Raw genomic sequence first — 12,935 nt, 5'->3', positions numbered from 1 at the left:
TCAGGAGTCACCTCTCAGAATATAACCGGCTCCCCGGATGGTCTGGATTAGACGTTTGCCACCGTATTCTTCAGTCTTCTGTCTGAGCATGGCAATGTATACTTCAAGCACGTTAGACTCACCGCTGTAATCATAACCCCAGATTTTATCCATAATCAGATCACGGGACAGTACCCGTCTTGGATTTTGCATGAACAGATTCAACAGTTCAAATTCTTTGGCAGTCAGCTCCAGACGCTGCCCATCTCGCAATACTTCACGTGAGTCATTGTCCAGAATGATATCTTCATACATCAGACGATTGTCTGGTGTACCCGCACTATCTGACTTGCGGCGCAGCAATGCCCGGACACGTGCCAATAATTCTTCCAGCGCAAAAGGTTTTACAAGGTAGTCATCGGCTCCTGTGTCCAGTCCGGTCACCCGGCTCTGTACTTCATCCTTGGCCGTAAGCATCAGCACAGGCACTTTGCTGCCTGCTTCTCTCAATCTGCGACATACCTCAAATCCGTCAATCTGCGGCATCATCACATCCAGCACAACGATGTCCGGCTCCTTGTCCATCAGTTTGCTGAGGCCTTCGGCTCCATTGGAAGCCGTCTGTACCTCATATCCTTCAAAAGCCAGCCCCCGGCGGAGCATGGATACAATTTTTTCGTCATCATCCACAATCAAAATAGTTGAGCGCATGGTGGTCTTTCTCCTTTATCCTAACGTTTTATCCCATTGTAACAGGCAGAAGCACAATCTGCATCTTCAAGTAGGCGTCTCCAATCCGTCCTGGTCCATTGTAACCCTGCTTCATCAGGGCAAAAAAACGGAAGGGCCTTCAAACCCTTCCGTTGTGTTAATCCTTACCTTATATTTATGGTTGCTGCTGTTGTGTATCTGTGGTTTGTGAAGTATCAAAATCATTTTTGTTGCCGATTTTGATTTTCAGATCCATCTTCTTACCATCACGCACCACGTTCAGTGTAACTTCACTACCGATTTCCTGTTTCTTGATGAAATCAATCAGATCTTGACTTGTCGCGTACGGCGTACCATTGGCACCTGTGATGATGTCATATGCACGAAGATCTGCTTGGTAAGCCGGTGATTGGAAGATCGTGCTGGCTACAACTGAACCTTCGGTAACGTCTGTTCCCATTTGTTTAGCAACTTCAGGCGTGAGAGCCATCAGAGACGCACCGATAAAGGGTACTGGCTCTTTGGGAACTTCTTTGTTCTCTTTAAGATATTTAACAGCTTCAGAGATGACGCTCGACGGGATTGCAAAACCAATCCCCTGTGCATCTGCGCTTACTGCAACGTTCATTCCGATAACTTCCCCATTCAGGTTAAGCAACGGACCACCGGAGTTACCCGGATTAATCGAAGCATCGGTTTGCAGCAAATGGCTGTACTCGCGTGTTTTTCCTGTTTCTTCATCTGGAATGCTGATCGTACGTTCTTTGGCACTCAGTACACCTGCTGTAACCGTGTGTTCGAATCCTTCAGGGTTACCAATAGCTACAAGCCATTCACCGACTTGAGTACTGTTGGAATCACCCAGTGGAGCTACAGGGAACGCATCGTCACCACTATTTTTCTCAATTTTCAATACAGCCAAATCCAGATCAAAGCTGCTTCCCAGCAATTTAGCCTCATAAGGCTTGCTGTTGTTCTCCAGGGTTACCTGGATTACATCTGCACCCTGAACAACGTGTTGGTTCGTCAGGATATATCCTTCTTTGTCAAAAATGAACCCGGAACCAATGCCCATAGGTACAAGCTGATTACCGCTTTGTGGTTGCTGGCTTTGGCCTTGATTGCCTTCCGTTCCGCCGCCATTACCAAAGAAGTATTGGTACAGCGGATCACTTGTATTTGATCCACCCGGAACCAATCCTGTACGTGAGGACTGCTTCGCGAGTGTTTCGATTTTGACGACAGCCGGACTTGTACTTGTTACTACGGAAGACACATCTTCTTTGCCTGTTGGCAGTAACGACGCCGTGACATTGTTGCCTCCGCCTGTGTTTGTGGATGCTTCCTGTCCTGAACTTTGATTGTCCGTGTTCGTAAGTGCCGTCTCCGGTGTGAACATGTTTGTTCTGTCAGCTGTGTACATGAGAACGGTGATGACCAGCATACCGGCAATAAAGGAAAATAGAAGTGATCTTACGGAAGAACGTGGCTTGCGGTTATTATAGTTCCAGTTGCCTTTGCCGCCATTCCCTTGATCTCCACCGTTACCTGAGCCGTTTCCGCCGCCTCCTGATGATCTTTTCGCTTGTTCAGATGATTCACTATTATAGTAAGTAGGTACGGGTCTCACCGGATCAGGTTTTGTAATCTCTACATTTCCTTCTTCACGCTGATTATTGCTTCCCATGTGATTTGCTGTATCTTCCTGATTCACGGACTGAAAAGGTCCATAAGAATAATAATAGGAGGATTCGTCCGTTCCGGAAGAATTACGGTTCTCCGTTTGTTTGGTTTCGTTTTCCTCGTCTTGACGGTTCGATCTATAGTTGCGTTCGTCCATGCCTCTCTACCTCCCAATCTCTTATTTCCAAGAGATATTCTTTAACTGTCCTTATTTTGTACTTTAAACCTTAACCGTACCTTAAAAACAATTAAAAAGGAGATAAAAGCACGTAAGAATAGACTCTTTTCCCCGTCACGACAGCATTTTACCCTTTCGTTTTCACCCATCCCTGACGATGCGCATAGATGGCCAACTGTGTACGATCGTCCATCTCACATTTCATCAGCAGGTTACTTACATGTGTTTTGACGGTTTTGATACTGATATGTAATTCTTCTCCGATATCTTTGTTGGTCTTTCCCTCTGCAATAAGCAGCAGTACTTCCTTCTCCCGTTCAGTCAGTCCCGATTCACTCTCTCTCGCTGTACGTTGTCTGATTCCACGGGTTAACGCCTGCGACACATCACCTGTCATAACAGGCATACCTCTATAGGCCCCTTGCAGAGCATAGATCAGTTCCTCAGCAGAGACTGTCTTCAGTACATAACTTACCGCACCCGCTTCAATCGCTTGCACAACCAGATCATCCTCCAGGAAACTGGTGAGCATCACAATTTTCATCCCTGGAAATTCAGTCATGATGGCTTTTGTTGCTTCAGCGCCATTCATTACAGGCATCATCAGATCCATAAGAATCAGGTCCGGCATTTCACTATCATTTAACTTACGTAACTGATCAAGCGCATCCTGCCCGTGGCCCGCTTCTCCCATCACATGAAAAGTAGGTTCCAGCATCAGATATGTTTTCAACCCCATGCGCACCATATCATGGTCATCCACAATCATCACGTTTACTTTACCACTCATTGCGTCTCCCCCTCTGGTTCACTCAGGAACGTTCGGGAATTTCGGGATCAATACCCGTACCGTCGTTCCCGCTCCCGGTTTCGATATAATCTGAACTTGCCCCCCAAGCTTCTCCGCCCGTTCACGCATGGTAGATAACCCGTATGAACCCGGACGCTCCGCTTGCTGCAAAAATCCCTGACCATCATCGCTGATGCTCATGCTGATCTGATGTTCACTCTCCCGTATGGACAGACTAACCACTCCCGCCTCTGCATGCTTCACAACATTGGCAACTGCCTCCTGAATAACAAGAAACAGCTGGTGCTCAATGGCATCCGAGATTCCGCCATCCAGTTCCAGCTCTTTCACACCTTTAAGACCATTCTGCCTGCAATAATCTGGAAACCAACTATCCAGTGCTGCGGTGAGGTCACGCCCTTCCAGCTCCACCGGTCGAAGTTGGGCAATCAATCCTCGCATCTGACGCTGTGCAATATGTGACATCTGGATCAACTGGTCCAGTACTTTACCACCATGTTCCGGATTCATCTCCAGCAGTCGCGGTAAAGACGAAGCCGACATATGCATGGCAAACAACTGCTGGCTAACCGTGTCATGGAGGTCCCTTGCCATTCGTTTGCGCTCTTCAAGCACAGCCCGCTCCGAGGCTTGCTCCTTCTCAATGACTTCCTGTTCACCGAGGCGCTGAAGCAGTCTCATCTTTTTCTCAATCGAATCCATCATGACATTGAACTCCTGATAGACACGACCAAACGAAGCGTCATCCGCTTCAGGCATGCGTACCGCCAGATTACCCTTGGATACTTTCAACATATTGAGATCTAGCAGGTCGATCTTGCGTTGGAGTCGTAATGCAGCGATATATCCGGTGATAACGGTGGCCAGCACAACAACGGCAACATAGGTCCATGCCCGCTGACGACCAGCCCCCATCAACACCTCTCCATACAATAGATAGAATCCGCCCAGTGTAATCAGACCAGTTAGCGCAAAATACATCATCAGTTCCCATTTATTGGCCTTGAGAATTGTTCGAATCATGCATTAACCCACCTTATTCACTTTGACGTCTCCGATAAACACACTTACAATAATCCGTACCTTTTTGCTAGCTTCATGGTAATGGGCAGTTTCAGCCTGGGCACTACTCAGGAATCCGCCGCGTTTCTGGTTCAACAGTGACATATCTCCAATGAAGGAATTTGTCGTCACCGTCACACCCAGATCCATATCTTCCGGAACAAATACTTTCACATCCCCAATAAATGAAGAAATGACAATCTTCGTCTCCCCATAAGGAATCTGTGCCTTCGTCAAATCAATTACAGTATCTCCGATAAAAGCCGAGATGTTCATTGGTTTCAACGAGAACACTTCCTGCCCCATGTACAGATCACCGATGAACGCCGATTTATTAATGGTATTGCCACTGCCATAATCCCCATAACCATTTCCGTAGCCATCATCATAATGTTCTCCATATCCGGTATCGTTAGAGTTATACGATTGATGTTTCTTCTTATATTGATGCCCTTGTGATGATGAATCCGTTGATCCTGTGAAATGAGGGCCATGCGCATCGTTCTTCTGTTCCTGTTTTGGTTTGCCAAATGTTTTCTCGAACTGTTCGTCAAACGACGATGGCATCTCCAGATCCTCCGGAGCCAACGGTTTATAAGGTTGCTCAGGTGCTGGAGGTGGCTGCATCTTGTCATGATGTTTCCGATCACGACGTCGTGGCCCGATCAGTACAAACAATCCTCCGCCAATCAGCATAACCGGGATCAGATAACGAATGAACTCCCCCATGGAGTAATCAATCCATCCCAGGTTACGGGCAAGAAAGTAACCACCAATTGCCAGTACAATTACCGGTCCTATAAAGGCGTAACCCCCGTTGCGACGAATCTCGGAGATTCCTTTGACCCCCCACCAGATTAGAAATAACGGCCAATATGTTCTGAAAATATATCCTACATCAATGTCATATCCCAATTGTCTGAACAAGATCATCGCACCAATAGCAATAAGAGGTATGCCAACCCACCAGCGGTCACGCGTCGATCGTTTCATCGCTCATGTCTCCTTTGTCTGTATTATGTAATCAGTGTAACTCAGACAAGACAATGAGAACAGCGGCGGCAGGTGGAATTCATCTCGGTCTCGAGACTGAGATCAGAGGATATTAATGTAAAAACTTCGTATATGTAAAACACCCCGGAGCTGCTGCTCCAGGGTGCTGAATCATCATTTGATTAATGAATCTTCAATTATTTTTTGTATTTTGATGCTTTGCCTTGGCCTTGGCCAGTTTGGCCTGTGTTTTCTACACCGAACTCGGCATTGTATTTTTCATCAGGTGTTTGGAAATTATCTTGTACTTTGTTTTGAGCAGATTGCTTCACTTTTGCTGCTGCATTCTCTTCTCCAAACTCTGCATTATACTTCTCGTTTGGCGTTTGGTACCCTTGTGATTTTTTAGCCACAACGAATCACCTCTCTCTTCATATTTACGATACATTGCTGCACCGCGGGGTTCGTCCCCAGTCAGTATTATGTGGAGAGAGCACTTCAGTTATTCATGTTCAACATGTGAAATTAAATGGCCTTGTCCAACCACGAATCCGGTACAGATTTGTACACGTCGATTGCATCGGCCAACTCGCTGAGCATCTTTTCTGTGCATTTCCCAGCGCCTTGCCTGATCACCTGTACCTCCACATCCTTTTTGCCCCACTCTTTGTACACTTGCTTGGTTGTCGGGAAATACAGATCGATTTTATTGCCTTTGATCGCTGAACCCGTATCTGCAACAATTCCGTAACCATAGCCTGGAATGTACAGAATGGAACCCATCGGGAATAATTTTGGATCAGCTGCAATCGTGGAAACTGTTTCTTTATCACGACGTACTTTTACACCAGAATACGTAATTCCGTATTGCGGGTGTTTTGGTCCTTTTCCTGTAGACTCCACACCTGCCGTATATCCCGTTGCTGTAACCTTTTGTGTACCCAGGATTTGTTCTGAACGCGGAGCAAGCACAGGCATAGACGGATCTGCCACTTGTTTCTCTGGAAGCTCAGGTCTTGGAATGACCATTGGTTGTGGTGACCACAATAAAGCCATATACACCATGGTCGTCAACTGAGCCTCATCGCTGTATTGATGGCTAACCTGTTCCGGAAATTCCTGAATAGGCTTGCTCGAAGTCTTAATAATCAGACCTTCACTTCTACTGTTGTGACTCTCCACATGCAGTACTGCACTTTCCTCTTCAAATGTATAGGCATCCGCCTGATTCAGGTTGATCATCATCCCGGCGAATATTACACAGCCAACCAATAAACCCCGTATATGTTCCTTTTGAATTGAGAATTGCTTTTTCATTGTATAACCTCCCCCCTCACTGCAAAGGTTTTCCAAAAAGCAATTAATCTATACTTTTTACTGCAAACACTACGAAAAAACGCCTGAATAACATAGGTCAATCCCATGTTATTCAGACGTTATTCAGAGTGATCAGCGCAACTTATGCACTGGTTATCTGATAGATCATTTGTTCATTTATACCAAACGTGTTGCAATTTCTTCTTTCAATTGAGCGATAATTTCATCGACCGGTTTCATGCCCAGATCGCCTTCTCCACGCTTACGCACGGATACGGCTTCTGCATTACGCTCATTCTCACCAACAACAAACATATAAGGCATTTTCTCAAGCTGCGCCTCACGGATTTTATATCCAAGCTTCTCGTTCCGCAGATCGGCTTCAGCAGAGATTCCCGCACGTTTCAGTTTCGCTTCCACTTCACGCGCATAATCGTCGAAGTTTCCGGATACCGGGATCACTTTTGCCTGTACCGGAGACAACCACAATGGGAAAGCTCCTGCAAAGTTCTCCAGCAAGAATGCTGTGAAACGTTCCATTGTACTAATTACACCGCGGTGAATAACGACTGGACGATGTTTCTGTCCGTCATCGCCCACATATTCAAGTTCAAAGCGCTCAGGCAACAGGAAGTCCAGTTGAACCGTAGACAATGTCTCTTCTTTGCCCAGAGCTGTTTTGATCTGTACATCCAGCTTCGGACCGTAGAACGCCGCTTCACCTTCAGCTTCATAGAATGGAAGGTCAAGTTCTTCCACAACTTCACGCAGCATGCGTTGGGACATCTCCCACATCTCGTCGTTCTGGAAGTATTTCTCGGTATCCTGCGGATCACGATAGGACAGACGGAAACGGTATTCGTTAATACCGAAATCCTTATAGACTGTTTGAATCAACTCGATAACACGAGCGAACTCTTCTTTGATCTGATCCGGCCGTGCAAAAATGTGTGAGTCGTTCAGTGTCATTGCACGTACACGATGCAGACCTGTTAATGCCCCCGACATTTCATAACGGTGCATCATACCAAGCTCTGCAATACGGATTGGCAGATCACGGTAGCTGTGCATGCTGGACTTGTACACCATCATATGGTGAGGACAGTTCATTGGACGGAGAACAAGTTCCTCGTTATCCATTACCATTTTCGGGAACATATCTTCCTGGTAGTGCTCCCAGTGTCCAGATGTTTTATACAATTCCACGTTACCCAGAACTGGTGTGTATACATGCTGGTATCCCAGGCTTTCTTCCAGATCCACAATATAACGCTCCAGAGTACGGCGCAGCTTCGCACCGTTAGGCAACCAGATTGGCAAGCCTTGACCGACCAGTTGGGAGAATGTGAACATTTCCAGCTCTTTACCCAACTTACGGTGATCCCGTTTTTTAGCTTCTTCGAGGAAGTGCAAATGCTCGTCCAGCTGTGCTTTTTTCACAAAAGCCGTACCATAGATACGTTGAAGCATTTTGTTTTTGCTATCTCCACGCCAGTAAGCACCCGCGACATTCATCAGTTTGAACACTTTGATTTTGCTAGTTGATGGTACGTGAGGGCCACGACACAAGTCGAAGAATTCACCTTGCTCATAAATCGTAATCACGCTGTCCGCTGGCAAATCACGAATCAACTCAAGTTTGTAAGGATCGCCCACTTCTTCGAACGTTTTGATCGCGTCCTCGCGGCTAACTTCCTTACGTACAATTGGCAAGTTCTCATTCACAATACGTTCCATTTCCTTCTCGATCTTTTGCAGATCTTCAGGATTGAGCGCATGTTCGAGGTCTATATCATAGTAGAAACCATCTTCAATGACAGGGCCGATACCGAGGCGTACCTCTTTGTTACCATATAAACGTTTCACTGCTTGAGCCATCAAGTGAGCTGTACTATGACGCATCACTTCAAGTCCTTCTGGTGAATCCAGAGTTACGATCTCCACCAATGCTCCCTCATGAAGTGTTGTGGACAAGTCCACCACGATACCATCCAGCTTGCCGGCTACGGCATTTTTGCGCAATCCGCTGCTAATTGAAGCGGCTACGTCCTCAATGCTGCTGCCATCCGCGTACTCACGTACCGAACCATCCGGTAATTTAATGTTCACTGCCATTTGTCTCATTCCTCCTGTTAATGTAACCTTTGTGTCCAGATATTTATGGACTGATTATCTATTGCTATTCCAGTCATTTTGCAAAGGAACGCAAAAAACACCCGTCCCGGCAAAGGGACGAGTGATATATACTCGTGGTTCCACCCTAATTCAGCTGATTCATCCATATTCGGAAATACAGCCCTCATTGGCATGACGATAACGGGCATGACCCGGCAGATCCTTACTCGCGGATAATCCCCAATAAAGGCGATATTCTAACTCCACTTTCAAAATCGCAGCTACAAAGGGGTAAACCATACGTGATATCCGGAGGAAATTTCAGCCTTGGTTCCTCTCTCTGCACCGATCTTGCGTGTGGTTGTTGTCTTTGTCATCGCTTTTGGTTCAATGGTTCACATGAAAAATTCATGGATCAACAGTTATTATAATTGCCGAGATCACTTGCGTCAAGACCTGTCAACAATCCTGAGCGCAGCACTTCGCATTCCGGGCAATGATGACATATTTGCACTTTGTCTTCAAAGATCTGGCATATGGTCGAGATGATTGGCAGATCCGGGGTGCGTGTATGGAGCATGACCTTCTCAGGAGAGATTGAGATGAGTGTACTTACAATCATATCTTCAATATCCATCTCCAGTTCCAGACCCGGCATTTCCACAACGACCTGTTCATCCTTTTGCACGGGTAACAGATTAAGTCCAGCATCCAGGACCTGAAATTCATGCATTCCCTTGTGTACAAGATGAACCAGAGGTACTTTGGCTTCTTGAAAAAACACAAAATATTTTAACAGCCCCATAAACTCTTCATACTGCCGATCCATCCAAAACTCATCCAGCGCATACTCCACTAATTCCTGAAGCTCCTGCTTATATGGCCGTATGCGGAAGTTGATAATGCCTTCAAGGTGAAAAAAGTGAACATCCTCCAGGTCCTGCCGTAGTCCACTGGCTAACGTAGTACGACGGCGCTCTCGAAGTCCGGGCTGATCCAGATCACCATTTAATAGAAGTGGCATGCAGATTCGATTGACCTTTTCCACCTCATGCTCATCCATGACAGAACACGCCTTGGCGATCATATCCTCCACCATGCTCCGTTCTTGTGTCTCCATAATGAAGTCGGCGAGTCCAAGGGAGAGCAGATCACTGATCCGGGGAAGCCATTGCTGGAAGTCTTCGTGATTCTCATTCCCTCTGCACACCCAGGTTGCTCTTCCATCATTATGTTTGAAGGTGAGCCGAAATCCTCTTTTACTTATATGTAAACCTTTGGTTTTTTCCTTGACACAACGATAAAATTGATCCGCTTCCTCTTGCCCCGATACATCGGTCCATACAGCAAACAGTTCCACAAGAATCACTCCTTTCCTTCCTGTTCAAAGTATATGGCAAGGCCGATGGGGATATACGAAGCGGATTGATGGAAAGCGTGTCATGATTTCTCAGTATATTATAAAGAGGTTTGGAGTTAAGACAAAAATGTGTTATTATTTTAATAACAGTATATTTCACGGGAAAGGAGGGAAGCCAAAATGAGACAACAACCTAGAATACTCCACTACACTATCATTATCATTTTGTGCGTTTTCCAAGCCTTGTGCTTCCCTATTCCGATGCAGTCCGAATCTGCCGTTGGGGTGTCTGTAGAAGCAACTTCCAACAAGGAAGTGCTGTTGCAAATACCCGAATCCCAGCAGAAACCTGTCATTCGCAAATATCCACAAGTTATGTCCAAGCTGATTGCGGTTACGCATAATAAGCCTGTCTTTCTTGTCCTCGCATTGTTATTGATGCTGCGAATCCCTACAACGGGTCTGTCCTTTAAACCGTGGTATTGTTTGTTTAAACGCAGATTATTTCTGCTACCTATTAAGTTTACCAGCATGTATGTATCCCTCACCCCTATAGCACCAAAATACGTAAACGCTCTTCACTAGCCGTTACGACGTATTTACAGGTTGCTTTTGCATGAAGACACCTCTGTAATGAAAGACGGTGCGCTTGTGCATAACTTATAACCCTTTTAGCACACGTTAGATAAACCTATGTTTATGACAGTACCTGTTTTTGTTGTACCCACACCGACAAATTCAAATCATATGGCTGTGTCAGGAATTTCTGGCTCTGTTTACCCGCATCTTTTGATGTTCCCTTGAGCAGCAGATTAATCATTTTCGGGAAATAAGCCTGTCTTCTATGGCCAGCCCCTAATTATAAGGAGGCAACAATCCATGGATGTACGCGAAACAGACTTGCCGGGAATCGGCAAAAAATTTCAGATTGAAACAAGTAGCGGTGATAAAATTGTCATTATTATTCACGATGACGGTCGCCGGGAAATGTACCACTTCGAGTATGATGATCCCGATCAAAGCATCTCGATGATCACACTTGACGATTACGAAGCACGACAGATTGCTGCTATTGTTGGCGGATTAACTTACAAACCAAAACAGCTTGAAAATATTGAAGTAACGTTTGACGACCTGATTATCGAGTGGTACAAAATCGAACCATCCTTCGGAAGTATCGGTAAATCCATCGGTGAATTGGACGTACGTCAAAACTCTGGGGCAACGGTTATCGCCGTTGTAGAGAAAAATCACAAAAAACATATCAGCCCAGGTCCGGAGGTAGTTATCAGTGCAGAATCCACGGTGGTAGCCGTTGGCGAACGCAATCAGCAGAAACTGTTTAAATCCCTCCTCCTGACTGGAAGGGGGTAAATAGATGGATCATTTGATATTCGAAGTAGGTCTGGCCCTTGTGCTCATTGCAGCAGCCGGCCTTTTATCGGCAAAACTAAGATTTTCGGTCGTTCCATTTTATATTCTGATCGGGATGGCCGTTGGGCCACATGCCATGAAAATCTGGCATCTGGACTTCCGTTTTATTGAAAGTCAGCCTTTTATTGAATTTATGGGTCGGATCGGTATCCTGTTCCTTCTCTTCTACCTTGGACTTGAATTCTCGGTAGGTCGTTTAATTAAATCGGGTCGCTCTATTGCAGTTGGCGGCTCGATCTACATCGGCATTAACTTTACGCTGGGATTAATATTCGGTTTTGTGTCCGGTTTCCCAGTTGCAGAAGCACTTATTATCGCAGGTATAACTACCATCTCTTCCAGTGCCATTGTGGCCAAGGTACTCGTGGATTTGAAACGAACGGCCAACCCGGAAACAGAGATGATATTGGGTATTATTATGTTCGAAGATGTATTCCTCGCTGTATATATCTCGATCTTGTCCGGACTTGTGCTTAGTGATTCATCCTCCATCGGAGGCGTCATCATGTCTGCACTTATTGCACTCGGATTCATGCTTATCGTAATTATCCTTGGACGCAAAGCAACACCGCTACTAAACAAATTGCTTAAAATTCGATCGAATGAGCTATTCTCTCTCGTTGTATTTGGAGCCTTGTTCCTGGTAGCTGGTTTCTCTGAAACCATTCATGTTGCCGAAGCGATTGGTGCATTACTGGTTGGTCTGGTGCTTGCTGAAACAGAACACGCAAAACGGATTGAGCACTTGATTCTACCGTTCCGTGACTTCTTCGGAGCAATCTTCTTCTTCAGCTTTGGATTGTCCATTGATCCGTTGTCCTTGGGTGGCGATGCCGTATGGTTAGCTCTGATTGCAGTTGTTATTACATTGTTCGGTAACTTCCTGGCGGGTATGCTGGCCGGGCGCAGTGCAGGACTATCACCCAAAGCATCGGCGAATATTGGATTAACCATTGTGTCACGGGGTGAGTTTTCCATCATCTTGGCCAACATGGGTAAAGCCGGGGGACTGTTGCCAATGATTCAACCGTTTGCCGCGCTGTATGTCCTAATTCTGGCCATTCTGGGTCCTTTATTAACCAAAGAGTCCAAACATGTATTCCGTTTATTGGATAAAATATTCAAGTTCAAAGATCCTCGGAAAAAGAAAGAAGAACCAAAGGTTCTGCAGAAAGAAGGATAACACCTATGTCTGTACAGAACAGACATACTAACGTACTTCGCGGCTCTTACGCCGATCTTTCTGTGACTAACCCAGGGAGAATGGCTCGAAAGCCGCACTAAGGAGGATG

Annotated in this window: 13 protein-coding genes; 3 read left to right on the top strand and 10 right to left on the bottom strand. The window is 45.8% G+C overall.

The annotated features are described in order from the left end of the window. The 10 genes from MKY95_RS09620 to MKY95_RS09575 form a co-directional block, all read right to left on the bottom strand. On the bottom strand, nt 1-690 hold the full coding sequence (locus MKY95_RS09620) for a response regulator transcription factor (protein ID WP_036610048.1): 690 nt from the start codon (nt 688-690) through the stop codon (nt 1-3). A 175-nt stretch (nt 691-865) separates the two neighbouring features. Continuing rightward, nucleotides 866-2,530, bottom strand: a complete 1,665-nt coding sequence (locus MKY95_RS09615) for a trypsin-like peptidase domain-containing protein (protein ID WP_076318314.1) — start codon at nt 2,528-2,530, stop codon at nt 866-868. Between the two features lie 148 nt (nt 2,531-2,678). Beyond that, nucleotides 2,679-3,341 (bottom strand): response regulator transcription factor, encoded by a 663-nt coding sequence (locus MKY95_RS09610; protein ID WP_017689597.1) that lies wholly within the window; start codon nt 3,339-3,341, stop codon nt 2,679-2,681. Nucleotides 3,342-3,359: 18 nt separating this feature from the next. Then, nucleotides 3,360-4,385, bottom strand: a complete 1,026-nt coding sequence (locus MKY95_RS09605; RefSeq protein ID WP_036669825.1) for a sensor histidine kinase — start codon at nt 4,383-4,385, stop codon at nt 3,360-3,362. Between the two features lie 3 nt (nt 4,386-4,388). Next, nucleotides 4,389-5,417 carry a cell wall-active antibiotics response protein LiaF gene (gene liaF, locus MKY95_RS09600; protein WP_036610055.1) on the bottom strand — a complete coding sequence of 343 codons (1,029 nt, stop codon included), beginning with the start codon at nt 5,415-5,417 and terminating at the stop codon, nt 4,389-4,391. A gap of 197 nt (nt 5,418-5,614) precedes the next feature. After that, a complete protein-coding gene (locus MKY95_RS09595) occupies nt 5,615-5,830 on the bottom strand; it encodes a hypothetical protein (protein ID WP_036610057.1) in 216 nt (71 codons plus the stop codon). Nucleotides 5,831-5,942: 112 nt separating this feature from the next. Then, nucleotides 5,943-6,734 (bottom strand): 3D domain-containing protein, encoded by a 792-nt coding sequence (locus tag MKY95_RS09590; RefSeq protein WP_256721250.1) that lies wholly within the window; start codon nt 6,732-6,734, stop codon nt 5,943-5,945. A 177-nt stretch (nt 6,735-6,911) separates the two neighbouring features. After that, nucleotides 6,912-8,849 carry a threonine--tRNA ligase gene (gene thrS / locus MKY95_RS09585; RefSeq protein ID WP_076318313.1) on the bottom strand — a complete coding sequence of 646 codons (1,938 nt, stop codon included), beginning with the start codon at nt 8,847-8,849 and terminating at the stop codon, nt 6,912-6,914. Nucleotides 8,850-9,008: 159 nt separating this feature from the next. Beyond that, complete coding sequence (locus tag MKY95_RS09580) at nt 9,009-9,149, bottom strand: hypothetical protein (protein ID WP_155985060.1); 141 nt, start codon at nt 9,147-9,149, stop codon at nt 9,009-9,011. Between the two features lie 115 nt (nt 9,150-9,264). Further along, nucleotides 9,265-10,218: a putative sporulation protein YtxC gene (locus tag MKY95_RS09575; protein ID WP_051447153.1), complete on the bottom strand. Its 954-nt coding sequence runs from the start codon at nt 10,216-10,218 to the stop codon at nt 9,265-9,267. 171 nt (nt 10,219-10,389) lie between these two features. On the opposite strand from MKY95_RS09575, the gene MKY95_RS09570 reads away from it, so the two are divergent. The 3 genes from MKY95_RS09570 to MKY95_RS09560 all read left to right on the top strand — a co-directional run bounded on the left by MKY95_RS09570 (nt 10,390) and on the right by MKY95_RS09560 (nt 12,826). Then, nucleotides 10,390-10,794: a hypothetical protein gene (locus MKY95_RS09570; protein ID WP_051447154.1), complete on the top strand. Its 405-nt coding sequence runs from the start codon at nt 10,390-10,392 to the stop codon at nt 10,792-10,794. A gap of 294 nt (nt 10,795-11,088) precedes the next feature. Further along, complete coding sequence (locus MKY95_RS09565) at nt 11,089-11,583, top strand: cation:proton antiporter regulatory subunit (protein ID WP_036610059.1); 495 nt, start codon at nt 11,089-11,091, stop codon at nt 11,581-11,583. Between the two features lie 4 nt (nt 11,584-11,587). Continuing rightward, the gene (locus MKY95_RS09560) at nt 11,588-12,826 is read left to right on the top strand and encodes a cation:proton antiporter (RefSeq protein ID WP_036610060.1); all 1,239 of its coding nucleotides are present in this window, start codon (nt 11,588-11,590) and stop codon (nt 12,824-12,826) included. The last annotated feature ends 109 nt before the right edge of the window (nt 12,827-12,935 follow it).

Source organism: Paenibacillus sp. FSL P4-0176 (genome assembly GCF_037975265.1).
In the GTDB taxonomy this organism is placed as follows: Bacteria; Bacillota; Bacilli; order Paenibacillales; family Paenibacillaceae; genus Paenibacillus; species Paenibacillus amylolyticus.
The sequence above is the reverse complement of the archived record's forward strand: the minus strand, read 5'-3'. Positions and strand labels throughout refer to the sequence as shown.

Coding starts and splice junctions, on each gene's coding strand:
- MKY95_RS09610 (WP_017689597.1), bottom strand. CDS start 3,341: ATGAGTGGTAAAGTAAACGTGATGATTGTGGATGACCATGATATGGTG.
- MKY95_RS09615 (WP_076318314.1), bottom strand. CDS start 2,530: ATGGACGAACGCAACTATAGATCGAACCGTCAAGACGAGGAAAACGAA.
- thrS (WP_076318313.1), bottom strand. CDS start 8,849: ATGGCAGTGAACATTAAATTACCGGATGGTTCGGTACGTGAGTACGCG.
- MKY95_RS09570 (WP_051447154.1), top strand. CDS start 10,390: ATGAGACAACAACCTAGAATACTCCACTACACTATCATTATCATTTTG.
- MKY95_RS09590 (WP_256721250.1), bottom strand. CDS start 6,734: ATGAAAAAGCAATTCTCAATTCAAAAGGAACATATACGGGGTTTATTG.
- MKY95_RS09580 (WP_155985060.1), bottom strand. CDS start 9,149: ATGGTTTACCCCTTTGTAGCTGCGATTTTGAAAGTGGAGTTAGAATAT.
- MKY95_RS09605 (WP_036669825.1), bottom strand. CDS start 4,385: ATGATTCGAACAATTCTCAAGGCCAATAAATGGGAACTGATGATGTAT.
- MKY95_RS09560 (WP_036610060.1), top strand. CDS start 11,588: ATGGATCATTTGATATTCGAAGTAGGTCTGGCCCTTGTGCTCATTGCA.
- MKY95_RS09620 (WP_036610048.1), bottom strand. CDS start 690: ATGCGCTCAACTATTTTGATTGTGGATGATGACGAAAAAATTGTATCC.
- liaF (WP_036610055.1), bottom strand. CDS start 5,417: ATGAAACGATCGACGCGTGACCGCTGGTGGGTTGGCATACCTCTTATT.
- MKY95_RS09565 (WP_036610059.1), top strand. CDS start 11,089: ATGGATGTACGCGAAACAGACTTGCCGGGAATCGGCAAAAAATTTCAG.